At 73.0% G+C, this 25957-nt stretch carries 23 protein-coding genes; 9 read left to right on the plus strand and 14 right to left on the minus strand.

Translation table 11 applies throughout. The features are described from left to right. Window positions 1-225 precede the first annotated feature (225 nt). Window positions 226-1761 carry an iron-containing redox enzyme family protein gene (locus ACT54X_RS17020; protein ID WP_294376348.1) on the plus strand — a complete coding sequence of 512 codons (1536 nt, stop codon included), beginning with the start codon at window positions 226-228 and terminating at the stop codon, window positions 1759-1761. Between the two features lie 27 nt (window positions 1762-1788). On the opposite strand, the gene ACT54X_RS17025 is transcribed toward ACT54X_RS17020, so the two are convergent. Both ACT54X_RS17025 and ACT54X_RS17030 read right to left on the minus strand, forming a co-directional pair. Next, complete coding sequence (locus ACT54X_RS17025) at window positions 1789-4596, minus strand: hybrid sensor histidine kinase/response regulator (RefSeq protein ID WP_294376346.1); 2808 nt, start codon at window positions 4594-4596, stop codon at window positions 1789-1791. Between the two features lie 85 nt (window positions 4597-4681). Beyond that, complete coding sequence (locus ACT54X_RS17030) at window positions 4682-5578, minus strand: LysR family transcriptional regulator (protein ID WP_476347594.1); 897 nt, start codon at window positions 5576-5578, stop codon at window positions 4682-4684. A gap of 151 nt (window positions 5579-5729) precedes the next feature. Between ACT54X_RS17030 and ACT54X_RS17035 the strand changes: the two genes are divergently transcribed. Together ACT54X_RS17035 and ACT54X_RS17040 are read left to right on the plus strand one after the other, a co-directional pair. Beyond that, complete coding sequence (locus ACT54X_RS17035; protein ID WP_234195532.1) at window positions 5730-6719, plus strand: tripartite tricarboxylate transporter substrate binding protein; 990 nt, start codon at window positions 5730-5732, stop codon at window positions 6717-6719. After that, window positions 6716-8365: an FAD-dependent oxidoreductase gene (locus ACT54X_RS17040; protein WP_476347595.1), complete on the plus strand. Its 1650-nt coding sequence runs from the start codon at window positions 6716-6718 to the stop codon at window positions 8363-8365. Before ACT54X_RS17035 ends, ACT54X_RS17040 begins: the two co-directional genes overlap by 4 nt. An 11-nt stretch (window positions 8366-8376) precedes the next feature. Here the strand turns inward: ACT54X_RS17040 and ACT54X_RS17045 are convergent, their stop codons facing one another. From ACT54X_RS17045 to ACT54X_RS17090, 10 genes are all read right to left on the minus strand, one after another. Beyond that, window positions 8377-9804: an efflux transporter outer membrane subunit gene (locus tag ACT54X_RS17045; RefSeq protein ID WP_476347596.1), complete on the minus strand. Its 1428-nt coding sequence runs from the start codon at window positions 9802-9804 to the stop codon at window positions 8377-8379. 2 nt (window positions 9805-9806) lie between these two features. Then, entirely contained in the window at window positions 9807-11813 is a 2007-nt protein-coding gene (locus ACT54X_RS17050; protein WP_476347647.1) for an ABC transporter permease, read from the minus strand. Then, window positions 11807-12970 carry an efflux RND transporter periplasmic adaptor subunit gene (locus ACT54X_RS17055; protein ID WP_294376334.1) on the minus strand — a complete coding sequence of 388 codons (1164 nt, stop codon included), beginning with the start codon at window positions 12968-12970 and terminating at the stop codon, window positions 11807-11809. The genes ACT54X_RS17050 and ACT54X_RS17055 overlap by 7 nt, the downstream gene beginning before the upstream one ends. Next, window positions 12967-13602, minus strand: a complete 636-nt coding sequence (locus tag ACT54X_RS17060; RefSeq protein ID WP_476347597.1) for a hypothetical protein — start codon at window positions 13600-13602, stop codon at window positions 12967-12969. Before ACT54X_RS17060 ends, ACT54X_RS17055 begins: the two co-directional genes overlap by 4 nt. 33 nt (window positions 13603-13635) lie before the next feature. After that, a complete protein-coding gene (locus ACT54X_RS17065; protein ID WP_114804836.1) occupies window positions 13636-14286 on the minus strand; it encodes a nickel uptake transporter family protein in 651 nt (216 codons plus the stop codon). 104 nt (window positions 14287-14390) lie between these two features. Then, a complete protein-coding gene (locus ACT54X_RS17070) occupies window positions 14391-16865 on the minus strand; it encodes a TonB-dependent siderophore receptor (protein ID WP_476347598.1) in 2475 nt (824 codons plus the stop codon). A gap of 124 nt (window positions 16866-16989) precedes the next feature. Continuing rightward, window positions 16990-18000 carry a FecR family protein gene (locus ACT54X_RS17075; protein ID WP_476347599.1) on the minus strand — a complete coding sequence of 337 codons (1011 nt, stop codon included), beginning with the start codon at window positions 17998-18000 and terminating at the stop codon, window positions 16990-16992. Then, window positions 17997-18527 (minus strand): sigma-70 family RNA polymerase sigma factor, encoded by a 531-nt coding sequence (locus tag ACT54X_RS17080; RefSeq protein ID WP_476347600.1) that lies wholly within the window; start codon window positions 18525-18527, stop codon window positions 17997-17999. The genes ACT54X_RS17075 and ACT54X_RS17080 overlap by 4 nt, the downstream gene beginning before the upstream one ends. Before the next feature lie 91 nt (window positions 18528-18618). Next, on the minus strand, window positions 18619-18933 hold the full coding sequence (locus ACT54X_RS17085; RefSeq protein WP_294376318.1) for a carboxymuconolactone decarboxylase family protein: 315 nt from the start codon (window positions 18931-18933) through the stop codon (window positions 18619-18621). A gap of 97 nt (window positions 18934-19030) precedes the next feature. After that, complete coding sequence (locus ACT54X_RS17090; protein WP_476347601.1) at window positions 19031-19939, minus strand: LysR family transcriptional regulator; 909 nt, start codon at window positions 19937-19939, stop codon at window positions 19031-19033. 102 nt (window positions 19940-20041) lie between these two features. On the opposite strand from ACT54X_RS17090, the gene ACT54X_RS17095 reads away from it, so the two are divergent. From ACT54X_RS17095 to aroQ, 6 genes are read left to right on the plus strand one after another with little or no spacing between them, the layout of a single operon-like run. Continuing rightward, a complete protein-coding gene (locus ACT54X_RS17095; RefSeq protein ID WP_476347602.1) occupies window positions 20042-20971 on the plus strand; it encodes a ketopantoate reductase family protein in 930 nt (309 codons plus the stop codon). Between the two features lie 36 nt (window positions 20972-21007). Further along, window positions 21008-21415 carry a VOC family protein gene (locus ACT54X_RS17100; protein ID WP_476347603.1) on the plus strand — a complete coding sequence of 136 codons (408 nt, stop codon included), beginning with the start codon at window positions 21008-21010 and terminating at the stop codon, window positions 21413-21415. A 27-nt stretch (window positions 21416-21442) separates the two neighbouring features. Further along, on the plus strand, window positions 21443-21922 hold the full coding sequence (locus ACT54X_RS17105; protein WP_234195552.1) for a MaoC family dehydratase: 480 nt from the start codon (window positions 21443-21445) through the stop codon (window positions 21920-21922). Next, window positions 21919-23172: a CaiB/BaiF CoA transferase family protein gene (locus ACT54X_RS17110; protein WP_476347604.1), complete on the plus strand. Its 1254-nt coding sequence runs from the start codon at window positions 21919-21921 to the stop codon at window positions 23170-23172. Before ACT54X_RS17105 ends, ACT54X_RS17110 begins: the two co-directional genes overlap by 4 nt. Continuing rightward, entirely contained in the window at window positions 23172-23993 is an 822-nt protein-coding gene (gene aroE, locus ACT54X_RS17115; RefSeq protein ID WP_294376298.1) for a shikimate dehydrogenase, read from the plus strand. Before ACT54X_RS17110 ends, aroE begins: the two co-directional genes overlap by 1 nt. A gap of 19 nt (window positions 23994-24012) precedes the next feature. Next, window positions 24013-24462, plus strand: a complete 450-nt coding sequence (aroQ, locus tag ACT54X_RS17120) for a type II 3-dehydroquinate dehydratase (RefSeq protein WP_294376294.1) — start codon at window positions 24013-24015, stop codon at window positions 24460-24462. 23 nt (window positions 24463-24485) lie between these two features. On the opposite strand, the gene ACT54X_RS17125 is transcribed toward aroQ, so the two are convergent. Beyond that, complete coding sequence (locus ACT54X_RS17125; RefSeq protein WP_476347648.1) at window positions 24486-25148, minus strand: fumarate hydratase C-terminal domain-containing protein; 663 nt, start codon at window positions 25146-25148, stop codon at window positions 24486-24488. Further along, window positions 25082-25951 (minus strand): fumarate hydratase, encoded by an 870-nt coding sequence (locus ACT54X_RS17130; protein WP_294376291.1) that lies wholly within the window; start codon window positions 25949-25951, stop codon window positions 25082-25084. Before ACT54X_RS17130 ends, ACT54X_RS17125 begins: the two co-directional genes overlap by 67 nt. Window positions 25952-25957: the final 6 nt, after the last annotated feature.

Consider the following 25957-nt stretch of genomic DNA (forward strand, 5'->3'; position numbering starts at 1 on the left):
GGGAGCGCGGATGCTGCCACAGCGGGCCCATGCGGGCTGTCGCGCAGGCCGAAACCCATGAAGGCGGCGCAGCCCGCAGGGGGTGGCTCGTAGGACGGCACCGCCAGGGCGCCGCACATCGCGCAGCGGCGGGTGTAGTCCGGGGGCGGGGGGTCGGTCCCGGCCGACAGCCACCCGCGCTGCGCCCTTGCCGACGTGACCGGCCAACACCCCGATGGTGGATCCATGCAGAACACACCCCTTGCCCGAAGGGCCGCCGAAGAAGCCCAGATGCACCACCTCACCACCGCCTCGCCCGCGGCGCCGCTGCAGCCCCGGGCTGGCGCCCCTGCCGCGAACGAGGACGGCCGTGCGCTGGCCCACGGCGCCCGCGCGCTGTACGACGCGCTGCTGCAGGCCAACGACCAACCGGACGACGCGCTGCGCGCCCAGGCCCGCGCCTTCATCGAGCGCTGGCGGGCCGAGATGCGGACGCAGCCCTGCGACCTGCCCGCTTCGCCCGACGGCCTGGCCGCCTGGCAACAGGCCAACCTGGCCTCGACCGGCGCGGCCTACCAGGCCTATCTGGCCGTGCGCAAGGCGGGCGGGCCACGGCGCTACTTCGGCAGCCGCTCGCATGCGCTCAACTTCCTGCGCGCGGTCGCGCCCACCAAGCTGGTCGATGGCGCCTGGCTGTATGGCCTGCTGCCCGATGCCGCCAATCCGCACCTCAACGACCTGATCCTTACCTACGTGGAGGAACTGGGCGACGGCGACCCCGACAAGAACCACGTGCTGCTCTACCGCCGCCTGCTCGATGCCATGGGCATCGTGGACTGGGCCGAACAGCCTGACGAGGCCTATGTGCAGGGCGCGCTGCAGCTGTCGCTGGCCGCCTGCACCACCGAGCTGCTGCCTGAGGTGATCGGCTTCAACCTGGGCTACGAGCAGTTGCCCCTGCACCTGCTGATCACGGCCTACGAGCTGGACGAGCTGGGCATCGACCCGACCTACTTCACGCTGCATGTGACGGTGGACAACGCCGCGGGCGGCCATGCGCAGCGCGCCCTGCGGGCCGCGGCCGAGAACCTGCCCGCCCTGGCCGACCGCGAGACCTTCTGGGCCCGGGTGGCCGACGGCTACATGCTGAGCAACGCCGGCCCGGGCACCACGGACGCCATCGCCGCCTTCGACCCCCACGAGGCCCTGCTGCAGGTGCTGGGGGGCCGGGCCGGTGAAGGCAGCCTGGCTCATTCCGACTACTGCCGCATCGAAGGCCGCACGGTCAACCAGTGGCTGGCCGATCCGGCCGCCATCGGCGGTTTCGTGGCCGCCTTAGAACGCAAGGGGTGGCTGGTGCGGGGCAGCGACCCCGCGCAGAGCCGCTTCTGGGCCCTGCTGCAAGGCGAGCACGCGAGCATGTTCGGCGTCTTCGGCGACTACGAGCTTCAGGTCATCTACGACTGGATCCGCGGCGATGCCGCGGCCGATGGGGCGGCGTTCGTCCGCGCCGGCCCGGCGGCCCGGGCGCCGGCGCCCCCGCGCGCCTTCCGGCATGTGCGCCGGGCCGCGCAGGGTCAGACGCCGCTGTCGCTGGCCACGCTGGCCGAGGACGGCAGCACGCTCGATCCGGACCTCGCCGAGTTGCGGCAGGTGCTGGACGGCGACGATGCGGCCGGTCGCGGCGCGGCGCTGCGCCGGCTGCTGGGGCCGGCCATGCACTGGGGGCCGGCAGGGCTGGAAGCCACCCGTCACGTCGCCCAGATGATGCGGGCCGCCTGAACGCGCCTGCGCCGCCCGCCGGGGGCTTCAGGCGCCGTGCGCGGCGCGACGCCCGGTGTCCAGCGCCAGCAGGCGCGCGAGCAGGATCTCCACCTGGGCCGGCTTGGCGAAGTGGTCGTCGAAGCCGGCGGCCAGTGCCTTGTGCCGGTCGGCCTCGCGGCCATAGCCGGTGAGCGCGATCAGCGCCATGCGGGCGGTGGCGGGCTGGGCGCGCAGACGCGTGGCCAGCTCGTGCCCGCTCAGTCCCGGCAGCCCGATGTCCACGATGGCCCCCTCCGCCGGCTGCTCGGCCAGGGCGTCCAGGGCCGCCTCTGCCGAATACACCACGCGCACGCGGTGCCCTTCCAGCTCCAGCCAGCTGGCCAGCGAATCGGCCGCGTCCTGGTTGTCATCCACGACGAGCAGCGACAGGACCTGGCGCGGCAGCGCAGGGGGCGCGGTCGCCTCTGCCGCGGCTGCGGGCAGTGCGTGAAGGGGCAGGCGCAGCTCGAAGGTGCTGCCCCGCCCCACGCCCGCGCTGTGCACGGTGATGGCACCGCCGTGCAGCCCGGCCAGGCTCTGCGCAATCGCCAGGCCCAGCCCCAGGCCGCCCGCGGCCCGCTGCAGCGGCTGCTCGCCCTGCACGAAGCGTTCGAAGACGCGCGGCAACAGCTCGGGCGCGATGCCGATGCCCTCGTCGATGACCTGCAGCACCGCCTGCGGATGCGCAGCCGCCGTGTCCACCGCCAGCACCACGCGGATGGCCTTGCCCGCCTCGGTGAACTTGGCGGCGTTGTTCAGCAGGTTGCCGACCACCTGCGCCAGGCGCAGCGGGTCGCCATGGACCGGCACGGGCTCGGCGGGCAGCCTCACCACGGGCATCTCTGGGCGCTGCTGCAGCACGGGCAGCGTGAGCTCCAGGGCCCGCGCCACCACGTCGCGCAGGTCCAGCGTCTCGGGGCGCAGGACGATCTTGCCCGAGACGATGCGCGAGACGTCCAGTAGGTCGTCCACCATGCGGGACAGGTGGCGCACCTGCCGCTCGATGATCTGCCGCTCGCGCGGGAAGGCCTGCGGGTCGCGGCGCTGCACCAGCTGCAGCGCCAGCGCGATGGGCGCGAGCGGGTTGCGCAGCTCGTGGCCCAACATGGCCAGGAACTCGTCCTTGGCCTGGTTGGCGTCCTCGGCCTGCTTCTGCGCCGCGCGGGCCCGGGCGAACAGCCGCACGTTGTCCAGCGCCAGCGCGGCGCGCTGGGCCAGGTCGTTGATCAACGCGCCGTCCTCGGGCGTGAAGCGGCGGCCCGACTCGGCCTGCAGCACCGCCATCGCGCCGATGGTGCGGCCGCGCGCGACCAGCGGCACGATGCAGCCGGCCGTGACGCCGAAGGCCTGCACGAACTCCCGCAACTGCGGATCGAGCGCCTCGGGCATGCCCTCGTCCTCGATGTTGCGCAGGAAGCTGCGGCCGGTGGCCACGGCCCAGGGAAAGGCGCCGGGCGCATCCGCCGGCGCGGCGCGCGTCTCCACCAGGGCGGCGATGGCGGCCGTGCGCGCGGGGTCGAAGTGGTGCGTCAGCTTGCGCTGCAGCATGCCGTGTTCGTCCAGCAGGTCGATGCGGCAGAGGTCGCCCACCGAGGGCACGATCAGCGCGGCGATGGCGCGCAGCGTGGCCTCCTCCTCCAGCGACTGCGACAGCACCGCGCCGGCGCTGACCAGCCGGGCCAGCCGCTGCTGGGCCGCCTGCGCGGCCGTGCTGGCCGCGCGCTCGGCCTCCAGCAGCTGCTGGCGCTCGGCCTCGCTGCGCCGTCGCTGCAGCGAGGCCGCCGCCAGCGCGTCCGCCACGGCCTCCACCTCGGGCACACCGGAAGGCGCCATCGCAACCGGCTCGCCCCGGCCCAGCGCGTCGGCCTGCTGGCGCAGCCGGGCCATGGGGCCGGTGACGCCGCGCGAGATCCACCACGCGGCCAGCGCCCCGTAGGCCAGGGAGAAGAGCAGGCCGCCGAGGTAGGCGACATAGGTGCGGCGCAGCGGCGACTCGGCCAGGTCGGCCGATGCGCCCAGCACGACGAACCACGGCGCCGACTCCAGCCGGGCCACGGCGGTCTGCGAGCGCACGCCGTCCACGTTGGTCGAGCGGCCGACGCCGTCGGGCGCATCGCCCATCTCCGCCAGCAGGCGGCGCAGCGTGTCGCTCGGACCGCTGCCGCGCAAGCGGGCGTCGTCGATGTTGCGCGCCACGCGGCGCTCGCGCGAGTCGAAGACCGACACCGACCAGCCCTCGGGCACGCGCTGGCGGCCCAGCACGGCGGTGATGGCCTCCGGCCGCACGACCGCGGTCAGCACCTGGAGGGTCTGGCCGTCGCGGATCACGGGCACGCGCACCGCGAAGGCGAGTCGGCCTGCCGGCCCCGGCACCATGGCGCCGACGGCGGGCTGCCCGGTGCGCAGCACCCGCTGCAGGCTGTCGTCGTCGACCACGCGCCGCAGCGCGCCCGAGACGCCGCCATCGGTGTTGAAAAGCAGGCGCCCGTCCGGCGCCGCGAGCACCAGCGCCAGCCACTCGGGATGCGAGCGCCGCACGGCGGTGGCCAGCCGCGTCGCCTGGGTCAGGCCGGCGCCGGCCTGGGTGCCCAGCGGCTCGGTCAGCGCGAGGGCGTCGAGGGCGGCGATGGTCAGGCGCAGTTCGCTGTCCACCGCGGTGGCGACGGCGCGGGCCACGCCCAGGGTGCTGGCCCGGTGCTGGTCCTGCTGGCTTTCGGCCAGCGCGTACAGCGCCAGGCCGCAGACGATGGCCAGCGGAAGGATGGCCATCGATGCGATCAGCATCAGCCGGCCCTGCATCGTGATGATGCGCATGCGTCTCCTCGGGGGGGTGGGGCCGGCCGCCGGCGGGCGTGGCCGCGCGATTGTGCAGCAGCCCCCGGGCCGCCGTGTGCCGGGGTCATCCCGGCGCAGCCAGTGCGGCGAACTCCTCGTTCAGCAGTTGCATGAAGACCTGGCCGAGCGTGGAGAGCGGCCGGTGCGTGTTGCTGGCGGCCAGCAACGGAAAGGCGGGCGCCTGGGGCACGGGCACCAGCACCAGGCGGCCCGGCGCGAAGCTGCGCGCCGACAGGTCGTCGACGAAGGCCACGCCGGCGCCGCTGGCCGCCATGGCACAGGCAGCATGGCCAGAGCGCACCTCCACCGCACGCCGCGGCACGATGTCGCGTTCGGCCAGCCAGCGGTCGATGACCTGGCTCTGGGGTGCCTCGGGGCTGTAGAGCACGAGCCGCTCGCGCAGCGCCGCATCGAAGTCGAAGACCGGTGCCGCCAGCAGGCAGTGCCCCGGCGCGAGGGCGCACATCAGGCGCCACTGGCCGATCTCGCGCAGGTCGAGCACGGGATGCTCCAGCGGCGCGGAGGAGACGGCGAGGTCCGCGTCCTCCGCCACCAGCAGCTTGACGATCTCGCGCGTGGGCAGCGCCTCGAAGCCGACCTGCGCATCCGGAAAGCGCGCGAGCAGCCGCGCCGTGGCGCGCGGCACCAGTTCCAGTGCCGTGTTGGCACTGGAGAGCACGCGCAGCGTCGCGTGGGCACCGAAGCGCAGGTGCTGCGCCACGTCCTGCACATGACGCACACCCCGGTAGACCTTGTCGACCTCCACCTGCAGCGCCCGCGCCTCCGGCGTGGCGAAGAGCCGGCCGTTGCGCCGCTCGAACAGGGCCACACCCAGCTGCACTTCCAGGTGGCGGACCAGCCGGCTCACGCCCGGCTGCGACACATGCAGCAGCCGGGCGGCGCCCGTGATCGAGCCGGCGCTCATCACGGCCCGGAAGACTTCGATCTGGCGCAGGTTCATGGCGAGGGGCCGAGGCCACGAAGGCCAGAACAGCAGAGATTCATCGACACCGCCAACCATAACAGCCAGGCATGCCCCGCCAAAGCCTTGGTATTGGGCGCCGGGGCCAGCGGTTCCTAGCATCGGTGCCACACCTTCCACGGAGACAACCATGCAACGAATGCTTCGCCGCCGCTGGCTGGCGGTGGCCGCCGCCACCGCCCTCGGCACCGCCGCCCTGACGCCCACGGCCTGGGCCCAGAGCTATCCCTCCAAGCCGATCACCCTGGTGGTCGGCTTCGCGCCCGGCGGGTCGGGCGACATCCTGGCCCGGCTCATGGGCGACGCGCTGGGCAAGGCGCTCGGCCAGACCGTGGTGGTGGACAACCGCCCCGGCGCGGGCGCCACCATCGCCACCAGCTACGTGGCCACCGCTCCGGCGGACGGCCACACGCTGCTGTTCGTGACCAGCGGCTTCCCGGGCAGCACCTCGCTCTACCCCAGGCTCAACTACGACACCGTCAAGACCTTCGCGCCGGTGGCCAAGGTCGGCGCCTCACCGGTCGTGGTGGTGGTGCCGGCCGCCTCGCCCTTCAAGGACTTCCGCGCCGTGCTCGACGCGGCACGCAAGTCGCCCGGCAAGCTCAACTACGCCGCGGGCGGCGGCGGGGCCACCACCACCAGCCTGGCCGCGGAGTTCCTCAAGAGCGACGCGAAGGTCGACATGCAGATGATTCCGTACAAGGGCTCCGGCCCGGCCCTCACGGCGCTGCTGGCGGGCGAGGTGGACCTGGGCTTCGACATCCCGTCCAGCGCCCTGCCCCACATCCAGACCGGCAAGCTGCGCGCGCTGGCCGTGACGACGGCGAAACGTTCGGCCGTGCTGCCCGAGGTGCCCACGGTGGCCGAGCTGGCGCTGCCCGGCTTCGAGGTGACCGGCTGGTTCGGCATCCTGGCCCCGGCCGCCACACCGCCGGCCATCGTGGACCGCCTGAACCGCGAGGTGAATGCCGCCCTCGCCCAGCCGGCGGTGCAGCAGCGCCTGCAGGCGCTGGGCGTGGAGCCGGGCGGCGGCACCAGCGCGGCCTTCGGCCAGTTGATCGCCACCGAGACGGTGCGCTACGGCGACGCCATCCGCCGCCTGGGGCTGCGCGCCGAATGACGAGCGCGGTGCACGCACGCGGCCTCGGCCATGAGCTGCAGGCCGACCTGGTGGTCGCGGGCGGCGGGCTGGGCGGCATCGCCGCCACCCTGGCCGCGCTGCGCCAGGGGCTGCGCGTGGTGCTGGTCGAGGAGCTCGACTGGCTCGGCGGCCAGCTCACGGCGCAGGGCGTGCCCTTCGACGAGCATCCATGGATCGAGCATGTCAGCGCATCGCTGAGCTACGCCCAGCTGCGCCAGGGCATCCGGGCCTATTACCGCGACCACCTGCCGCTCACGCCCGAGGCACGGCTGCATCCGCGGCTCAACCCGGGCCAGGGCAACGTCAGCACGCTCTGCCACGAGCCCTGGGTGGCCGTGCGGGTGATCGACGCGCTACTGGCGCCGCACGAGGCGGCGGGCCGCCTCGTCGTGCTGCGCGAGCACCGCATCGACGCCGCCCAGGTGCAAGGCGACACGGTGCAGGCCCTGGAGGTCTTCGACCTGCGCGAAGGCCGCCGCCGCGTGCTGCAGGCCGGCATGTTCATCGACGCCACCGAGATCGGCGACCTGCTGCCGCTGGCCGGCGTCGAGCATGTGTTCGGCGCCGAGGCCCGCGCGCAGACCGGCGAGCCGCATGCGCTGGACGAGGCCGACCCGTTCGACCAGCAGGCCATCACCTGGTGCCTGGCCGCCGAGCTGCGGCCCGGCGAGGACCACACCATCGAGCGCCCGCGCGACTACGACCGCCTGCGCACGCTGCAGCTGCCCTGCTGGCCCGGCCCGCAGCTGAGCTGGACCCTCAGCGACTTCGTGACCCACCAGCCGCGCGTGCGTCCCCTCTTCGTCGGCCCGACCGACGAAGAGGGCCTGTACGACCTGTGGCATGCGCGCCGCATCGCCTGGCGCGGGCACTTCGCGCCGGGCGCCTATGCCAGCGACATCACGCTGGCCAACTGGCCGCAGATGGACTACTGGGAGCAGCCGGTGGTGGGCGTGGACCGCACGGCGCAGCAGCAGGCCCTGCAGGCCGCGCGCGAACTGAGCCTGGCCTTCTTCTACTGGATGCAGACCGAGGCGCCGCGCCACGACGGCGGCGAAGGCTACCCGGAGCTGCGCCTGCGCGGCGACGTGCTGGGCACGGCCGACGGCCTGGCCAAGCAGGCCTACTACCGCGAAGGCCGCCGCATCGCGGCGGAGTTCACCGTGCTGGAGCAGCACATCGGCGTGCAGGCGCGGCCCGGCCACGACGGTGCCGAGCCCTTCGCGGACAGCGTGGGCCTGGGCGGCTACCGCATCGACCTGCACCCGAGCACACGCGGGCGCAACACGGTGGACATCGACGCCTACCCCTTCCAGATTCCGCTGGGCGCACTGCTGCCGGTGCGGGTGGACAACCTGCTGCCGGCCTGCAAGAACATCGGCACCACGCGCGTGACCAACGGCGCCTACCGCGAGCACCAGACCGAATGGAGCATCGGCGAGGCCGCCGGCCTGCTCGCCGCCTTCGCGCTGCAGCGCGGCACCGTGCCACGGGCCGTGCGCAGCACGCCGAGCCTGCTGGCGGACTTCCAGCGCCTGTTGCAGCGCCAGGGCGTGATGCTGGCCTGGCCGCGCTTCGGCGCACTCACGCCGACGCTGCGCACCGGCTACCAGACGGCGCGCTGAAGGACGCAAGTTCACCACAGGGCATCAACGCTCCAACCGCCGCCCAGGACGCGGTAGAGCCTCACCTGCATCTGCAGCATGGCCTGGTGCAGGACCGCGGCCTCGTCCTCGGCCGAGAAGAGGGTGCGCTGCGCGTCCAGCAAGGCCAGCGCGTCGTCGGCCCCCGCGCGCCATCGCGCCTCGGCCAGGCGCTGTGCCTGGCGGGCCTCGGCCAGCGCAGCGGCCTGGGCCTCGCGCCGCGCGTGCAGCGCGGCCTGCGACTGCAGGGCCGCTTCGACCTCGGCAAAGGCCTGCACGACCGACTGCCGGTAGGCGACCAACCGCTCCTCCCGCACGGCCACCGCCTCGTCCCGTTCGGCCGCCAGGCGGCCGCCGTCGAGCAGGGGCGCCACCAGCCCCACCGCCAGCGCATAGGCGGGATCGCGCAGCAGCGTGCGCGACGAGGCGCTTTCGGCGCCCAGGCTGGCGGTCAGCGTCAGCCGGGGCCAGCGGGCGGCCTCCGCGGCCAGACGCTGCGCGTCGGCGGCAGCCAGCAGGGCGGCCGCGCGTGCGATGTCGGGCCGGCGCGCCAGCAGCCCTGCCGGCAGGCCGGTTGCCACGACGGGCGGCGCCAGCTGCGCCAGGCGGCTTCGGGGCGTCCAGCTTGGATCAGGCTGGGCCGTGAGGATCGTCAGCGTGGCACGGACCTCTCCCACCCGCTGGCGCAGCGCCTGCACCTGCGCGCGCTGCGCCTGCACCAGGCCGCGCTGGCGGCTGGCCTCCAAGGCCGTGGCCGTGCCCGCCCGCCTGCGCACCTCGGTCAGCGCCGCGATGCGCTCGGCCGCGGCCAGACTCGCTTCGCCGATGCGGATGCGCTCGGCCAGGCCGACCGCTTCGAGCCATGCCTCGGCCGCGGCGGCCGTCAGGGTCAGGCGCAGCGCCTGCGCATCGAGCGCGCTGGCCTGGACGGCGGCCTGCGCCCCATCCCGCTCGGCGCCGAGGCGGCCCCACAGGTCCCATTCCCAGGCGGCATCCAGACTCAGCGCATGGCGCGGATCGGCAGCGGCGGCCTGGCCCCCGAACGCGCCCTGGCGACGGACCTGGGCCTGGGCCTCCAGGACCGGCCAGCGCCCCGCCTCGGCCTGCCGTGCCCGGGCCTGCACCTGACGCAGCCGCGCTGCCGCGGCGGCCAGGTCGAGGGAGCCGGACTGCACGCGCAGCACCAGCGCATCGAGTTCGGCGCTGCCGAAGCGCCGCCACCAGCCGTCCCCGGCCGGCTCGGCGGCATCGGCCACCACGGATGGCGGCAGGGGAACGGACCACTGCGCCGGCAGGGGCGGTGCCGAGGCCGGCGCGGCCGGCAGCCGCGGCATGGCGCAGCCGGCCAGCAGCCCCACCAGCACCGCCATCGCGAATCCGCGCACGGCGGCGCCGCGGGTCGTCGGGATGTCGTGCCGCATGCTCAATCTCCCGCCAGGGCCACGACCGGGTCCAGGCGCGACGCCGAACGCGCCGGCGCCCAGCCGAAGACCAGCCCGGTCGCCAGCGCACAGGCGAACGCGCCGGCCATCGCGCGGACCGAGAACACCACCGGCACGCCGCTGGCGACCAGCACGGCGCCGGTGATGCCGCCGGCCAGCACGCCGGCCACACCGCCCGTCAGCGTCAGCAGCACCGCCTCGGTCAGGAACTGCCGCTGCACGTCGCGCTGGCGGGCGCCGACGGCCATGCGGATGCCGATCTCACGCAGCCGCTCGCGCACCGTCATCAGCATCACGTTCATCACGCCGATGCCGCCCACCACCAGCGAGACGGCGGCGATGAGGCCCAGCATCATCGTCATGCTGCGGCGCGTCTGGGCCTCGGCCTGCAGGCGCGCCGCGGCGTTGCTGATCTCGAAATCGGCGCGGCCGTGGCGCGCCAGCAGCAGGCGGCGGATGGCCGCTTCGGCCGGCGCCACCTGCTGCGGCGAGGCGGCGGCGACGACCGTGTAGTCGGGCTGCGTCTGCACGCGGTAGACACGCGCCCGGCCCGCGCGGTAGGGAATGAAGACCATGTCGTCGTAGCTTTGCGCGCCGGACTCCGCGCCCCGCTCGGCCAGGGTGCCGATGACCTCGAAGGGCGAATCGCCGATCAGCAGTTGCCGGCCCCGCGGGTCCGGATCGCCGGGGAAGAAATGCGCCTTCGCCCGATGGCCCAGCACCACCAGGGGCGTGAGCGCACGGTCCTCGGCCTCGGTATAGAAGCGGCCCTGCGCCAGCGGCCACTGGTGCACCCGGGGCATGAACCATTCGGCCGCGAACACGTAGACCTGCCGCTCCAGCCGGCCGCGGCGCACCGGGATCGGGTCGCCGATGACGGGCATGACATGGGCCACGTCCGGCAGGCCGGCGATGGCCGAAAGGTCCTCGTCGGTGATCCGGCCCGGCGGCCCCCCCTCGGCCGGCGCGCTGCCGCCCAGGTACATGATGGTGGTGCCCAGGGTGCCCATCTGCTGCACCACGCGCTGGCGTGCCCCCTCCCCCACGGCCAGCATGACGATGACCGAGGCCACGCCGATCACGATGCCGAGCAGGGTGAGGCCGGTGCGCAGGCGGTTGCGGCCCATGCCGCGCCAGGCGGCGCGCGCGGCCTCGCCCAGGTCGGCATGCCAGGCCCGGGCCGGCCCGGGCGAGCCGGGCGGCATCGGTGCGGTAGCGGCCTGCGTGCCACCTGCCGCGGCCGATGCGGCCGACGTCGACGATGCCGCGCCCGGCCCCGGGCCATCGGCCACGATGCGGCCGTCCCGGATCTCCACCACGCGGTGCGCCTGCTCGGCCACGCCGCGGTCGTGGGTGATCAGCACGATGGTGTGGCCCTCGTCCGCGAGCTGGTGCAGGAGTGCCATCACCTCGGCGCCGCTGGCGCTGTCGAGCGCGCCGGTGGGCTCGTCGGCCAGCAGCACGCGACCGCCGTTCATCAGGGCCCGGGCGATGGCCACGCGCTGCTGCTGGCCGCCCGAGATCTGGTGCGGCCGGTGCTCGGTCTTGTCCGCCAGGCCCAGGCGCGCGAGCAGGGCCCGCGCCCGGTCGGCGCGCGCTGGCGGCGGCAGGCCGGCGTACAGGGCCGGCAGCTCCACGTTCTCACGGGCCGTCTCGCTGGCGATGAGGTGATAGCCCTGGAAGACGAAGCCGAAGGCCTCGCGGCGCAGCCGGGCCAGCGCGTCCGGGTCCAGCGAGGCGACGTCGCGCCCCTCGAAGCGGTAGTGGCCGGCGCTGGGCCGGTCCAGGCCGCCCAGCAGGTTCATCAGCGTGGACTTGCCCGAGCCGGACTGGCCCACGATGGCCACGAATTCCCCCGCGCGGATCTCCAGGTCGATGCCATGCAGCACCTCCGTCTCGGGCTGGCCGCTGCTGCCGCCGCCGTAGCGCTTGCGCACGCCGGCCAGCGCGATCAGCGGCGGCGCAGGGGCCGGCCCCGCGCTCACCATTGCAGCCACGCGGGCCACCGGGGCACCTGCGTCTCGCCGACGATCAACTGCTCGCCTTCGGCCAGGCCCCGCGTCACCTCGGCCAGGTGGCGGCTGCGCACGCCCAGCTGCACCTCACGGACCTGGGCGCCGGTGCGTGCATCCAGCACCCGCACCTGGGTGCGCCCGGGCTGGCCGGGCACCGGCTGCAGCGCCGACAGCGGCACGGCCACGGCCTGCGGCGCCTGCGCCACGCGCAGGCCGACCTGGGCGGTCATCTGCGGCAGCAGCGCGCCGTCGGCGTTGTCCACGTCGAAGAGCACGGTATAGGTCACGGCCTTGGTGGCGGCGGGCGCCGCGGCGGCATCGGCGCCCTTCTCGGCCAGCGGCGGAGCGGGCAGCACCTGCCGCACGCGGCTGTGCCAGCGCCGGGGTTGCGCCTGGTCCTCGCCACCCAGCGTGGTGAAGCTGGCCGGCATGCCGGCGCGCACGCGGCCGATGTCGGCCTCGGAGACCTCGGTCCACACGGTCATGGTGGCCAGGTCGGCGAGGCGCAGCACACGCGGCGTCTGGTAGGTGGCGTTGAGGGTCTGCCCCTCGCGCGCCTCGACGCCGATCACCGTGCCGTCCATGGGCGCATAGATGCGGGTGTAGCCCAGGCGGGCTTCGTCGGCGCGCTGGGTGGCGCGGGTCTGGGCGATCTGGGCGCGCCACTGGTCCAGGCGGGCGCTGCGCACGGCCAGCTCGGCCCGGGCCGCCTGCACGTCCTCGCCGCGCGTGGCGCCGTCGGCATCCAGCCGCAGCTGCCGCGCGGCCTGGTCGCGGGCCCGCTGCCATTGCGCTTCTTCCTCGGCCAGCTGCGCACGCAGGGCCTGCAATTGGGCACGGCCGGCATCGACCACGGCCTGCTGCACGCTGGGGTCGATCTCCACCAGCAACTGGCCCTGGCGCACGGTGTCGCCGGCCGCCACGTGCAGGCGGCGGATCTGCCCCGAGACCTGCGCCCCCACGTCCACGAAGCGGCGCGGCTGGAGGGTGCCGATGGCGGTCACGCTGGCCTCCACGTCATGGCGGCGCACGGTCTCGGTCTGGTGCTGCACGGCGGGCTGCGCCATCCATGCCGCCAGGCCCGCGCCCGCGGCCAGCACCACGGCGGCCATGATCCAGCGCCGCTTCATGGAGACGTCACCTCGAAACTCAGCGTGGCGCTGTGGCGCACCTCGGAATAGTCGCGCCCCTCGAAGCGGACCTTGCCGCCATCCACGCTCGCTGTCACGGACAGCACATAGAGCCCGGGAAAGGGCGTGCTCAACGTCACCGAGCCGTCCGCTTCGGGGCGCAGCAAGCGCTGCCAGCCGGCATCCGTCTGCACCTCGACCTGGGTGGCCGCCACGGGGCGGCCCTTCCACATCAGGCGGAAGCGCCGGCCCTCGGGCTCGGTCGGCACCAGTTCCAGGTCATTGACGGGCAACGTCTCCCTCCGGCCCAGGCGGGCCTGATGGTGGACCAGCACGCGCTGCCCTTCGGTCTCGACCGCGGTCAGGCGCAGGTCGCCGGCCGCCGCGTTGCCGCGTGCGATGAGGCCGTCGGGCCCGGGCACGTGCGTCGCATCCGCACCGGGCGCGGCCAGCGCCTGCAGCGGTGGCAGGGCAAGGGCGGGCTGGTCGGGCGGACCGGCGCGAAGGCGCGCGCCCTGGGCGGTGGGCTGCAGCCAGAGCGACTCGGCCAACGCCGGGGTGGCCGCCACCGAGAGCAACCCGGCGCCTGCAGCCAGCAGCGCCGCGTGCATCAACGGCGAGACGGCGCTCACTGCACGAACCCCGGCCGGACTGGCATTCCGGCCTCAGCGCGCCACATAGCTCAGGGTGGCGGTGTAGTCGACGGCTTCCACGCGGGTGCCGGCCACGTCCTGGGGATGGCGGTCGGTGTGGGCGGCGATCAGCACATAGCGGCCGACGCCGCGGTCCGGCACGGTGAGCCAGCCATCGGCGTCGGTCTGCAAGCGCCGGCTCCAGCCCGCGGGATCGACCACGGTCACCGCGCGGCTGCCCGCCGGCTGGCCCTTGAAGACCAGGCGGAAACGGCTGGCCCCGGCCTGTTCGGGGACGAACTCGTAGTCGAGCACGGCGCGCGTGTCGCGCCGGCCCTCACGGGCATTGAAGACAGCCGCCTTGAGCACGCCGTCCTTGCCGCGCCAGGGCTTCCAGACCTGGTCGTTGATCAGGCGCAGGTCCGCATCCGCGGGCACGGAGGCCGCCAGCAAATGGTCCTCGCGGACCGCGAGCGGCAACGGTGCGGCGGCATCGGCCGCGAAGAGTCGAGTGCTGGCGCCCAGCTTGGCGACCTCGTCGCCGCGGTCGCGCTCGCCATCGACATCGCCGACGTAGACACGGGCCGTGCCGGGCGCGGCGCGCTCGATCCAGAGCTGGTGGGCCTGGGCGCTGCCGATCGCGGTGGCAGCCAGGGCAAGGGCGAAGAAGGCGCGGTGGGCCATCGATGGTTCTCCGTGGAAATGGAAAGGAAGGGAGGACGCTGCGCGTCGTTGACGGCAGCACGAGATACGTTGGAAGACACGGGCGCGCGGCGGACCGCGGCCGATCAGAAGCGGGCTTCGACGCCCAGCCGCAGCTGCCGCGGCGCGCCCCAGTAGCTGTTGCCCGTGGTGTTGTAGTAGCGCTTGTCGAATGCGTTGAACACGTTGAGCGTGGCGCTGAGCTGCGGCGTGAAGGGGTACTTCAGCATCAGGTCCACCACCGCATAGGCGGGCTGTTCGAAGCGCTGGTTGCGCGCGGGCCCGAGGTTGTCGGCGTAGATCCCGCTCTGCCAGCGCACCGCGCCGCCCACGGTCAGGCCGTTGCCCACGCCGGCCATGCGCCAGCTGGTGGCGAGCTTGAAATTGTTCTGCGCCACGTTGGTCAGCAGGCGCTGGCCATCGCGGTCGCGCGTCATGTTGCGCGAGAAGCCGGCCGACAGCTGCCAGCCCGGGCGCAGCTCGCCGCTGGCTTCCAGCTCGAAGCCGCGCGTGCGCGTGCCCGACACGGCCCGGTAGGCCTGCGAGCCGTCGGGCGCGAAGGTGTCCGGGATGGAGACGGCCAGGTTGTCCTGCTTGCTCTCGTAGACGGCCGCGCTCAGGTTCAGGCGGTCGTCGAGCACGCTGCCCTTGATGCCGAACTCACGGCTGACGCCGGTCTGCGGATCGATCTGGTCGCCCGTCGGCGTCTTGTAATCCTGCGGCTTGAAGATGTCGGTGTAGCTGGCGTAGGCCGTCCAGTCACGGGCGAAGTCCCAGGTGATGGCGGCATAGGGCGTGACCACGCCGCGCTCGCGACGGTCGGCGGTGGTGAGGCTGGCGCTGGTCCAGCTCTGGCTGCGTTGCTGGCGCCGCCAGTCGGTCACGCGGGCGCCGAGCAACACGGCCACGCCATCCAGTGGCTTGAAACGCACCGTGCCGTAGGCGCTGTTGAGACGCTCGTCCGAGTCGTCGGTGCCCACCTGCGGGTTGTAGGGTTCCAGTGGCGAGAGACCGTTCCACAGGTAGATGTTGGGGATCGACGGGTCCCAGCCAGCATGCCGCCAGTTGGTGTAGGCCGGCGCGAAGTAGGCGGTCCGCACGGCCGTCGCGCCGAACACCAGATCGTGCTGGCGCCCCAGCAGGTTGAAGCGACCGTTGACCTGCACGTCGGCGGCGTCCTGCCGCGGCGTGGCGGCCCAGCGCCCGGCCCACAGGCCCACGCCCGCGCCGGTCAGCCGGTCCGGATAGCCGTTGGACGCGTAGCCGATCACCTCGTCGTAGGCGTTGAAGCTGCGCGACACGGTGGCCTTGAGCGACCAGTCCGCCGAGAAGTGGTGCTCCACCCCGCCGAAGAGGCTGCTGTATTCGCGGTGCGACGACGCCCATTCGGGGGCGGCCGAGGCCGACACGTCCCACGCAGCCCTGCTGCCGTCGCTGAAGTAGGCCGGCAGGCCGCCGCGGGCGTGCCCGGTCGCATCGAAGCGCTGCCACGACAGACCGGCGTGGAGCACGGTGTCGGGCCCGACATCGGCCTCGAGCACGCCATAGAACACGTCCTTCTTCTCGTGCAGCCGGTCGATGTACGACGCGTTGTCCTGCTTGGCGGCGACCAGGCGCCCGCGCAGCGTGCCGGCCGCATTGAGCGGGCCCGAGACGTCGAGCTCGCCGCGGCGGTGGGACCACGACCCCAGCTCGCCGCGCACGCTGGCCTGGAAAGTGGCGGTGGGCCGCTTGCGCACCAGGTTGATGGCCGCGCCCGGCGAGCCGATGCCGTTGAGCAGTCCGCTGGCGCCGCGCAGCACCTCCACGCGGTCGACCAGGGCGGTGTCGAAGGTCTGGAAGATGTCGGTGTAGTTGGAGTCCACCAGCCGCACGCCGTCCACCAGGTAGTTGTCGACCTGGAAGCCGCGCGCATAGATGGGCGAGCTGTCACTGCCGGCATTGCCGGCCTGCGCGAGCGTGAGGCCCGGCGTCTGCTGGACCACATCGGTGAGCTGTGTGAGGCCCTGGTCGTCCAGACGCTGGCGGGTGATGACGCTGATGGACTGCGGGGTCTCGCGCGGCGCGAGCGGCAGGCGGGTGGCCAGGCTGGTGCTGCGCGCGGTGTACGCGCCGGTGCCTTCAGTGGTGGCGCTGCCGTCCGCCTCGGCGCTGACCGTGATCGTGGCCAGCGTGGGCCCCGCGCCGGTCGCGGCTGGGCCGGCCTGGCCGGCAGGCGGTGCGGCAGGCGCCAGCACATAGCCGCCCGCGGCGGGCAGGGCTCGCAGGCCGGTGCCGCGCAGCAGCAGGGCAAAGCCTTGCTCCACGCCGTGGCGGCCGCGCAGCCCATCGCTGCGCAGGCCCGCCACGCGGGACGCATCCACCGACAGGCCGACGCCGGCCTGCTGCGCGAATCGCACCAGTGCCTGGTCGAGCGGGCCGGCCGGGATGTCGAACGGCGCCACCGCGGTGGACGGGGCGGGCTGCGCCCAGGCAGCGGCGGGCAGCCCCACGAGGCAGGCCAGGGCCAGGGCGGCGGCCACGGCGGTGGGGCGAAGGGCGGCGGGATGCGCGACGGTCATGATGGGCGGGAGGTCTGGGCGTAAAGAAGCGGTGTTCACTTCCCTTGACGGCCCGGCCCGCACATCCGGAACCGCCTTCGCCAAAAAAATGCCCCGGTACCCGGGCGGGGCCGGAGCCGGGACCTCAGTCGGCCGTGCCCACCTGCACCCACCACGCCGTCACGCGGCGCACCTTCAGTTGCGGGAAGCTCGCCTGCAGCAGCGCGAGCGCGCGGTCGGTGTCGTCCAGCGGCAGCACCGCACTGACGCGCAGCGCCGCGAGCGCAGATGCGTCGTAGCCCAGCCGCCCGGCCCGGTGGCGGCCGAGTTCCTCCAGGACCTGCGTCAGCGGCATGTCCACCACGGCCCATTCGTGTCGCGACCACGCGCGCGCCAGCGCGGCCGGCTCGATGCCGGGCAGCCGCTCGACGGCGTCAGGCCGGATGCGCACCTGTTCGCCCGCATGGACACGGACCGCCTCTTCCAGCGGCCGGGCAAACGCCTGGCCGGGCCGCACGGCGGTGACCGACTCGATCATGGCCAGCCGGGTCGCCTCCGCCTCGCGGCGCACCACGAAACGGGTGCCCAGGGCGCGGATCTCGCCGTCGCGGGTGCGGACCTCGAAGGGCCGTGAGGCGTCGGGGGCCACGTCGACCAGCACATCGCCCCGCAGCAGCCGCACCTCGCGACGGCCGCGGTCGAAGTGCAGGTCGACGGCACTGCCGCCGGCCAGGGTGAGCTGGCTGCCGTCGGGCAGGCGCTGCGTGCGCCATTCGCCGGGCGCCGTGCGCAGGTCGGCCGCAAGGCTTTGGGGCCACTCGCTGCGCCACAGCGGCGCTGCCACCAGCGCGGCCAGGAGCACGCCCATGACGCCGGCGGCCAGCGCGCGGCGCCGGCGTGGGCCGCGGCCGGCCGCCGCCTCGCCGGCACGCAGCGCCGCCCGCGCGCCGGCCGCATGGCCGTGACGCAGCGACTGCATGCCGCCCAGCAGGCGCTCCATGGGCGCGGCCGCCGCAGCGTGCCGGGGATCGGCGGCCTTCCAGGCCTCGAAGGCAATGCGGGCCCGCTCGCGCTCGTGCGGGTCGGTGGCCGTCAGCGCCACCAGCCAGTCGGCGGCCTGCTCCTGCGCGCTGCCGTCGGCGGGCCGGGCCCTCATGCGGCTTCGACGGCCACCTGCACGAGCACCTGGGCCAGGTACTTGCGCACCATGCGGTCGGACACGCCCAACTGCGCGGCCACCGCCTCGTGCGTCAGGCCGTCCAGGTGGTGCAGCAGAAAGGCCGCGCGTGCCCGCGGCGCCACCGCGTCGAGCACCCGGGCCAGCGTCTGCAGGGTGCTCAGGGCGTCGAGCGCCTCCTCCGGCGAGGGATAGGCCTGGTCCTGGTCGGCGAGTGCCTGCATCTCGGCCAGCCAGGCACGTTCGATGGCGTCGTGCCGCGCCCGGTCCACCAGCAGCCGCTGGGCCGTCGTGCGCAGGTAGGCGCGGGGTTCACGCAGCAGCGGCAGCGCGGCGCGCGCGCCCAGCAGGCGCATGAAGGTGTCGTGCGCCACGTCGGCCGCGTGCTCCGAACAGCCGAGCCGGCGCAGCAGCCAGCTGCGCAGCCAGAGGTGATGGTCGCGGTAGAGCAGGCCGATGTCCTGCGCCGGTTGGGCGGACACCGCCGCCATGGAAGCCGTGGACATCGTGTCCCTCGCACCCTCGTCGTTCTACACCTCTCAAATGATAATTGTTTTTATTTGGAGGGATGAGGAAGGGCACGCTCCGCCGCGGGGATCAGGGGGACGGCGCGTCGTACGCCGCCAGGGCCGCCGGCAGCGATGCAATGACGGTGGCGCCCGCGGCCGGCAGCCCGACCAGCACGGCGCTGGCCACTTCCTGCCGCGTGGCACCCAGGTCGCGGGCGGCCTGCGCATGGAAGGGCACGCCCGCCGTGTTGCCGGTGGCGGCCAGCACCGCGAGGTAGCTCAGTGCCTGTGTCTTGGCGTCGAGGCTGCTGGCGGCACCCAGCGCCTGGGCGGCTTCCGACCAGGCCGCGGCATGGGCCGGCGCTTCCTTCATGAACAGGGCGAAGGCTGTCGAAACACTCATGGTCGGCTCCTTGCCGGTGTCGCCCCGGAGCGAGGCGGTGCGATTGTCCGGCGCCGATGCCGGCGCGCGCCTGATGCCGCGCAGACGCAGACGCGCCCTACCCCGCCTTCAGGAACAGTTCCGCGCACACGCCCCGCAGCCAGCGGTTGCCCGCGTCCTGGTGGAAGCGCGCATGCCAGTGCTGCCGCACCGGGAAGGCAGGGATGGGCACCGGGCAGGGCAGGACACGCAGGCCACCCAGGACCGCGAGCGTCTCGCCGATGTGCCGCGGCAGGGTGGCGATCAGGTCGGTGGTCGAAAGGATGGCCGGCAGCCCCAGGAAGCCCGGGATGCTCAGCACCACGCGCCGCTCGATCTGCAGTCGCCGCACCGTGGCGTCGAGCAGCGCGGCGCCGGTGCCCTGCACGATGCCGGCGTGCGCCTCGCGGCGGTAGTCCTCGAGCCCGAAAGCGGCCGGGCGGATCCGGGGGTGGTCGGGATGGACCAGGCAGACCCAGTCCTGGTCGTAGAGCGTCTGCTGATAGAAGCCCGCATCCAGCGCCGGGATGAACCCCAGCGCCAGGTCCGCGGCGCCCGACTCCAGCTCGGCCGCCATGCCCCCGTGGATGGCCGCGGCCTCCAGCGCGATGCCCGGCGCCAGCGCCCGCACATGCGAGAACAGCCGCGGCAGCAGCGTGATGTGGCTGGCGTCGGTCATGAAGATGCGAAAGCGCCGCTGCATGGTGGCCGGGTCGAAGGCCGCGGGCACCTCGGCAATGCTGCGCAGGCCGGCCAGCACGCTGCGCACGGTGCCGATCAGCGCCTCGGTGCGGGGCGTGGGCAGCATGCCCTGGGCCGTGCGCACGAAGAGCGGATCGCCCAGCTGCTCGCGCAGGCGCGCCAGCCACAGGCTCACGGTGGGCTGGCTCTGCCCCAGCTGGTCGGCCGCCCGGGTGACGCTGCCGGTGGCGTAGAGCAGGTCGATCAACTGCAGCTGCCGGCCGTCCAGCAGTTGAAGCTCGCTCATCGGCACCTCCATGTGAAAACGACATGGAGTGTATTTGGCCCATGCGATTCACTGAATGGAGGTCGCGCCGAAGAATGCCGGCCAGCTACAGGAGACTTCCTTTTGAAGATCGCAGTTCTCGGCGCCGGCGCACTCGGCTGCGCCATCGGCGGCACGCTGGCCACGGCCGGCAACGACGTGGTGCTCATCAACCGCAACGCGGCCCATGTCGATGCCATTCGCACCCACGGCTTGCGGCTGCGCGGGCCGGAGGGCGAACGCCGCGTCGCCGTGCAGGCCGAGACGGACTGCCGCGCACTCGGCCCGGTCGACCTGGTGATCGTGCTGGTCAAGTCCTTCCACACGCAGGCCGCCATCGCCGCCGCGACGCCGCTCGTCGGGCCGCAGACGCTGGTGCTGTCGCTGCAGAACGGCCTGGGCCACGAGGACATCCTGGCCGAGGCCGTGGGCCGCGAGCGCGTGATCGCCGGCAAAACCTACGTGGGCGGCGTCATGCTGGCGCCCGGCCATGTGCAGGCCGGCGTGGCGGGCAAGGAAACGCTGATCGGCGAACTGGACGGCAGCGACAGCCCGCGCGTGCGCCGCATCGCCGACACCTTCGAGGCCGCCGGCCTGCGCACCACGGTCAGCACCACGATCATGGGGACGATCTGGGACAAGCTGCTCATCAACGTCGCCACCGGCGCCGTGAGCGGCATCACCGGCCTGGGCTACGGCCCGCTCTACGCCATCCCCGAGATCGAGGCGACCGCCCTGGCTGCGGTGCAGGAGGCCATGGACGTGGCCCGCGCCAGCGCGGTGGCGCTGTCGTACACCGACCCCAGGGCCGCCTGGACCAAGGCCGCCGCCGGCCTGCCCCCGGACTTCAAGACCTCGATGCTGCAGAGCCTGGAGAAGGGCTCCATCACCGAGATCGACTTCATCAACGGTGCCGTGGTCCGCTGGGGCCAGCGCTGCGGTGTGCCCACGCCGGTCAATACCACGCTGGTGGCCTGCATCAAGGGCATCGAGCATGCCCGCCATTGCCGCTGACCCTGCCCGGCCGCCCTCATTCCACGGAGACACGACATGCCCCCCTTCACCCCGCCCACCACCGCCTATGTCGAGCACGTCGCCATCCGCGTGCGCGACATCCACTGGCACATCCGCTTCTTCTACGAAGTGCTGGGCATGGACGTGCGCGAGATCGACGGCCCCACCGACGATCCGCGCCAGTACTGGACGCTCGGCGGGATGCAGCTGATGGCCACGCCCGGCTTCGAAGCCCCGCCCAGCAACGACGCCGGCTGGCTGGCCCATCTGGGCGTGATGGTCGACGACCTGGAAGCCGCGCTGGCCGCCGCCGAACCCTGGAACGTGAAGCCGCTGCCGCAGGGCCGCAACTGGCTGCAGCTGCCCGACGGCCTGGCGGTCGAGCTGATCCAGGCGGCGCCCGGCAGCGTTGCCCAGGCCCTGGCCGTGAAGCCGCGCGGCTGATCTTTTCGATTCCGGAGACGAATCCCCATGAAACTGACCCCGCCCCCGCAGCACTTCTCGACGCCCGAGAAATACTGGGACGACGCCCGCGAAGGCGACACCTGCACCAGCCCCGAGTACGAGGTGACCGAGGCGCGCATCAACGCCTATGCCGAGCTGACCGGCGACTACACGCCGGTGCACATCGACGAGGACTATGCCAAGACCACGCCCTTCGGCACCCGCGTGGCGCACGGGCTGTTCGGCCTCTCGATCGCCGACGGCCTGAAGACCCGCAGCGAATACCGCTTCCTGCCCGGCATGTCGCTGGGCTGGACCTGGGACTTCCTGCTGCCCATCAAGATCAACGACCGGCTGCATGTGCGCTTCACCGTCACCGGCCTGCGCGCATCGAAGAGCCGGCCCGGCTGGGGCATCGTCATCCTGCCCTCGGAGCTGGTCAACCAGCATGGCGAGGTCGTGCACAAGGGCGAGCACCGCCTGATGATTCCGCGGAGGCCGGCATGAGCGTGGCGCCTGAGAACACCCAGCCGCTGCCGCTCGCCGGCATCCGCGTCATCGACTATTCGCACTTCCTGGCCGGCCCCTACGTGGGCCGCTGCCTGGCGGGCCTGGGCGCCGAGGTCATCAAGGTGGAGCGCCCCGGCAGCGGCGACGCCGGCCGCCACCATGCCTGGTTCGTGGGTGAGGACGATGCCTACTCCGGCTACTTCCTGCAGCTCAACATGGGCAAGCAGGGCCTGTCCGTCAATACCAAGGACCCGCGCGGCAAGGCGCTGATGCACAAGCTGGTGGACAGCGCCGACGTGTTCATCGAGAACTACCGCCCCGGCGCGCTCGACAAGCTGGGCCTGGGCTATGCCGAGCTGAGCGCGCGCAACCCGGGCCTGGTGTATTGCTCCATCTCGGCCTACGGCCACACCGGCCCCGACGCGCACCGCGCCGGCTTCGGCCTGATCGCCGAGGCCAAGAGCGGCATCATGCAGATGGTGGGCACGCCGGGCGAGCCGCCGCCGCTGCTGCGCATCTCGCTGGGCGACATGTACACCGGCATCCATGCGGTGGCGGCCATCAATGCCGCGCTGCTGGGCCGCACCCGCACCGGCCGCGGCCAGCACATCGACATGGCGCTGTACGACACGCTGGTCTCCATGCATGAGTACGCGGTGCAGTGCTACACCCTGTCGGGCGGCAAGGTGCTGCCGGAGCAGACCGGGCACGACATGCCCACCTCCACGCTCTACGGCGTGTTCCGCGCGGCCGATGGCGACCTGGTGATCGCCGCGCAGGTGGACGATGCCTGGAAGCGTTTCGCGGCGCTGGTGGAGGCCCACGGCGGCCCGGCCGGCTTCGGTGCCGATGCCCGCTTCCATACCTCGACCGGCCGCAACGCGAACCGGCTGGAGATCCTGGCCGTGGTCAAGCCCTGGGTGGCCTCGCGCCGGGTGGCCGACGTGCTGGCGCTGCTGGACGGCATCGACGTGCCCTGTGCCAAGGTGCAGCGCATCGACGAGGTGCTGGCCGATCCGCAGATCCAGGCCCGCGGCATGGTGGTGGAGCAGGAGCATCCGGTGCTCGGCAAGATCCGTCTGCCCAACCTGCCCTTCAAGTTCTCGGACTGCGACACCACCATTCGCCAGGTCGCGCCCGACCTGGGTCAGCACAACGCGGAGATCGCCGCGGCACTCGGCTACAGCACCGACGAGATCGCCCAGATGCAGGCCGACGGCGTGCTCTACACCAAGGAGATGAAGTGATGAGTGATCAATACGCCGTCATCGGCAACCCCATCGGCCATACCAAGTCGCCGCTGATCCACGGCATGTTCGCCGCGGCCACGGGCCAGGACCTGGTCTACACGGCCATCGAAGGCCGCCTCGGCCAGTTCGCCGAGGATGCCCAGGCCTTCCGCGCCGCCGGTGGCCACGGCATGAACGTCACGGCGCCCCTCAAGCTCGACGCGTTCGCCTTCGCCACCGAGCGTTCGCCGCGCGCCAGCCTGGCGGGCGCGGTCAACGCGCTGAAGTTCGAGGGCGAGCGCGTGCTGGCCGAGAACTTCGACGGCGTGGGGCTGACGCGCGACGTCGTGGAGAACCTGGGCTGCGCCATGCGCGGGAAGCGCGTGCTCATCCTGGGCGCGGGCGGCGCCACGCGCGGCGCGCTGCTGCCCTTCCTGGAGCAGGACCCGGCCGAGCTGGTGATCGCGAACCGCACGGTCGAGAAGGCCACCGCCCTCGCCGCCGAATTGCGCAGCCACGGCCCGGTGCGCGGTTGCGGCTACCAGGACCTGGACGGCCACCGCTTCGACCTCGTTTTCAACGCCACCTCGGCCAGCCTGCGCGGCGAGTTGCCGCCCGTGCCGGCCACGGTGTTCACCGCCGACGGCCTGGCCTACGAACTCGCCTACGGCAAGGGCCTGACGCCCTTCCTGCGCATGGCGCAGCAGACGGGCGTCAAGCGGCTGGCCGATGGCGTGGGCATGCTGGTCGAGCAGGCCGCCGAGGCCTTCGACTGGTGGCGCGGCGTGCGGCCCGACACGGCGGCCGTCATCGCCAAGCTGACCGTGCCGCTGACGTGAGCGCGCAGGAGACACGGCGATGAAATTCCTCATGCTGCATGGCATCAACCACAACATGTTCGGCAAGCGCGATCCCAAGCAGTACGGCACGACGACGCTGGCGCAGATCGACGGCGAACTGCAGATGCTGGCGGGCGAACTGGGGGTGGCGGTCGAGTCCTTCCAGACCAACTACGAAGGCGCGATGGTCGAGCGCATCCACCAGGCCTACTTCGACGGCGCGGACGGCGTGATGCTCAACGCCGGTGCCTGGACGCACTACAGCTACGGCATCCGCGACGCGCTGGCCATCCTGACCTGCCCCATCGTGGAGCTGCACATGTCCAACATCCATGCGCGCGAGGCCTTCCGGCACCATTCCGTCTTCGCGGACATCGTGCAGGGGCAGATCGCGGGCTTCGGGGTGGACAGCTACCGGCTGGCGCTGCGCACGGCCGTCACGCACGCGCGGGCGCGGGCCGCCGCCTGACGGGCAGCCGCGCCGGCCGGCACTCAGGCGCGCGCGGCGCGTAGGTCTTGCAGCCGCTGCTCGGCCTGCTGGCGCAGGTCGGCATACACGCTGCGGCCGTGGGCATCGATGGCCACGGTGGCCGGGCCCAGGTCCTCGACCTCCAGCGTCAGCAGGCGGAACTGGGCGATGTAGTCGGTCCAGTGCACGGCGACGACCCGACGGATGGCCTGCGACAGCAGCGTGCAGCCGCCGCCCAGGAAGGACAGGTAGACGCAGCCCTGGCGCTGCAGCGCCTGCACGCTGGCCGCATCCAGCCCGCCCTTGCCGCCCACCAGCCGCAGGCCGGCACCTTCGATGAGGGCCGGCATGTAGGGGCTGTAGCGGGTGCTGGTGGTCGGGTTGAGGTACAGCGCCTCGTGGCCCTGCCCGTCCGCCCGCTCGCGGTTGAAGCAGCTCAGGTGGAAGAAGGCGCCGCCGCGCAGGTCCACCGGCAGCGGCTCGCCGCGCGCCAGGTGGTCCACCATGCGCTGGTGCGTGGGCAGGCCGATGGACATGGTGACCTGGCCGCTGACGGTGACCAGGTCGCCCACCGCCAGGGCCTCGGCCTCGGCGCGCTCGAGGGGCAGTCGCAGCGCCTTCATTCGATGCGCTCCACGCGGCCGTCCGCATGCAGGCGCGCGCGCGTGCGGCGGTTGATCCAGCAGTTCAGGCTCACGGCCACCGGCACGAAGCCGTGCGAGGCCGCGTAGTTGATGTGCACCGCCATGGCCGTGGTGTCGCCGCCCGTGCCCATGGGGCCGAAGCCCAGGCGGTTGATGGCGGCGAGCAGGCGGCCTTCCATGGCGGCCAGCGTGGGCTCCGGATTGGTCTGGCCGAAGGGGCGCAGCACCGCCTCCTTGGCGATGCGGGCCGCATGGTCGAAGGTGCCGCCGATGCCCACGCCCACGACGATGGGCGGGCAGGGCTGCGAGCCGGCGCGCACCACCGTGTCGAGCACGTAGTTCTCGATGGTCTCCAGCGAGGGGTAGACGAAGGTGTCCAGCGCCTCCCACCGGCCGGTGCCCATGGCCTTGGGCGCGCAGGTGATGTCCACGTAGTCGGCCTCGTCCAGCAGGTCGAAGGTGACGATGGGCATGTCCTTGCCCGCATGGCTGCGCTCGTGCGTGAGCGGGTTGGTCACCATCTTGAGGATGGGCGGATCGCTGCGCGCGGCCATGCGCGCAAAGCCTTCCACGATGGCTTGCCGCACCGGCCCCTCGAAGCGCACGCGGGTGCCGATCTTGATGCTGTAGGTGGGAATGCCCACATCCGAGCACACCAGGCCACCGGTGCGCTCCGCCGCCTCGGCGGACTTGAGCATGATGGTGAGCGTCTTGCGGCCGGTGTCGTTGCCCTCGCGCGGCACGGCCTCGCGCAGGGCCGCCTGGGTGTCGTTGGGCACCTTCTTGAGGGACCATTCGTAGAGGTCGGCCACGACCTGGGCCACCTGCTCGCTGGTGATGGGCATGTCCGC

This window comes from Pseudacidovorax sp. DMC4, assembly GCF_056314265.1.

What these genes read in the sequence shown, in the direction of transcription:
- ACT54X_RS17050 (WP_476347647.1), bottom strand. Translation starts at nt 11,813, where the DNA reads ATGGTGAGCGCGGGGCCGGCCCCTGCGCCGCCGCTGATCGCGCTGGCC.
- ACT54X_RS17025 (WP_294376346.1), bottom strand. Translation starts at nt 4,596, where the DNA reads ATGCGCATCATCACGATGCAGGGCCGGCTGATGCTGATCGCATCGATG.
- ACT54X_RS17085 (WP_294376318.1), bottom strand. Translation starts at nt 18,933, where the DNA reads ATGAGTGTTTCGACAGCCTTCGCCCTGTTCATGAAGGAAGCGCCGGCC.
- ACT54X_RS17045 (WP_476347596.1), bottom strand. Translation starts at nt 9,804, where the DNA reads ATGCGGCACGACATCCCGACGACCCGCGGCGCCGCCGTGCGCGGATTC.
- ACT54X_RS17075 (WP_476347599.1), bottom strand. Translation starts at nt 18,000, where the DNA reads ATGAGGGCCCGGCCCGCCGACGGCAGCGCGCAGGAGCAGGCCGCCGAC.
- ACT54X_RS17100 (WP_476347603.1), top strand. Translation starts at nt 21,008, where the DNA reads ATGCCCCCCTTCACCCCGCCCACCACCGCCTATGTCGAGCACGTCGCC.
- ACT54X_RS17055 (WP_294376334.1), bottom strand. Translation starts at nt 12,970, where the DNA reads ATGAAGCGGCGCTGGATCATGGCCGCCGTGGTGCTGGCCGCGGGCGCG.
- ACT54X_RS17035 (WP_234195532.1), top strand. Translation starts at nt 5,730, where the DNA reads ATGCAACGAATGCTTCGCCGCCGCTGGCTGGCGGTGGCCGCCGCCACC.
- ACT54X_RS17065 (WP_114804836.1), bottom strand. Translation starts at nt 14,286, where the DNA reads ATGGCCCACCGCGCCTTCTTCGCCCTTGCCCTGGCTGCCACCGCGATC.
- ACT54X_RS17090 (WP_476347601.1), bottom strand. Translation starts at nt 19,939, where the DNA reads ATGAGCGAGCTTCAACTGCTGGACGGCCGGCAGCTGCAGTTGATCGAC.
- aroE (WP_294376298.1), top strand. Translation starts at nt 23,172, where the DNA reads ATGAGTGATCAATACGCCGTCATCGGCAACCCCATCGGCCATACCAAG.
- aroQ (WP_294376294.1), top strand. Translation starts at nt 24,013, where the DNA reads ATGAAATTCCTCATGCTGCATGGCATCAACCACAACATGTTCGGCAAG.
- ACT54X_RS17105 (WP_234195552.1), top strand. Translation starts at nt 21,443, where the DNA reads ATGAAACTGACCCCGCCCCCGCAGCACTTCTCGACGCCCGAGAAATAC.
- ACT54X_RS17080 (WP_476347600.1), bottom strand. Translation starts at nt 18,527, where the DNA reads ATGTCCACGGCTTCCATGGCGGCGGTGTCCGCCCAACCGGCGCAGGAC.
- ACT54X_RS17070 (WP_476347598.1), bottom strand. Translation starts at nt 16,865, where the DNA reads ATGACCGTCGCGCATCCCGCCGCCCTTCGCCCCACCGCCGTGGCCGCC.
- ACT54X_RS17040 (WP_476347595.1), top strand. Translation starts at nt 6,716, where the DNA reads ATGACGAGCGCGGTGCACGCACGCGGCCTCGGCCATGAGCTGCAGGCC.
- ACT54X_RS17020 (WP_294376348.1), top strand. Translation starts at nt 226, where the DNA reads ATGCAGAACACACCCCTTGCCCGAAGGGCCGCCGAAGAAGCCCAGATG.
- ACT54X_RS17130 (WP_294376291.1), bottom strand. Translation starts at nt 25,951, where the DNA reads ATGCCCATCACCAGCGAGCAGGTGGCCCAGGTCGTGGCCGACCTCTAC.
- ACT54X_RS17030 (WP_476347594.1), bottom strand. Translation starts at nt 5,578, where the DNA reads ATGAACCTGCGCCAGATCGAAGTCTTCCGGGCCGTGATGAGCGCCGGC.
- ACT54X_RS17110 (WP_476347604.1), top strand. Translation starts at nt 21,919, where the DNA reads ATGAGCGTGGCGCCTGAGAACACCCAGCCGCTGCCGCTCGCCGGCATC.